We start from the raw sequence: 527 nt of genomic DNA, 5'->3' as shown, positions 1-527 counted from the left end.
ATCCCGACGCCGGAACGTGCCGTTGACGGCGCCTTCCTGATGCCGGTCGAAGACGTGTTCTCGATCTCGGGCCGTGGCACGGTCGTGACGGGTCGCGTTGAGCGCGGCATCGTCAAGGTCGGCGAAGAAATCGAAATCGTTGGTATCGCACCGACGCAAAAGACGACTTGCACGGGCGTCGAAATGTTCCGCAAGCTGCTCGACCAAGGTCAGGCAGGCGACAACGTCGGTATCCTGCTGCGCGGCACGAAGCGTGAAGACGTCCAGCGCGGTCAAGTGCTGGCCAAGCCGGGCTCGATCACGCCGCACACGGAATTCACCGCCGAAGTGTACGTGCTGTCGAAGGATGAAGGTGGTCGTCACACCCCGTTCTTCAACAACTATCGTCCGCAGTTCTACTTCCGTACGACGGACGTGACGGGCTCGATCGCCCTGCCGGCCGACAAGGAAATGGTCATGCCGGGTGACAACGTGTCGATCACGGTCAAGCTGATCCACCCGATCGCCATGGAAGAAGGTCTGCGTTT

Annotated in this window: 1 protein-coding gene; it reads left to right on the top strand. The window is 60.9% G+C overall.

All coding sequences use genetic code 11. The features are described 5' to 3' along the window. Window positions 1-527, top strand: a 527-nt coding sequence (locus PTE30175_RS28080; RefSeq protein ID WP_263596308.1) for an EF-Tu C-terminal domain-related protein, incomplete at both ends; no start/stop codon positions are given.

Origin of the sequence: Pandoraea terrae (genome assembly GCF_902459695.1) — a bacterium.
Classification (GTDB): Bacteria; Pseudomonadota; Gammaproteobacteria; order Burkholderiales; family Burkholderiaceae; genus Pandoraea; species Pandoraea terrae.
Note: the sequence above shows the minus strand (reverse complement) of the source record. Positions and strands in the feature narration are given on the sequence as shown.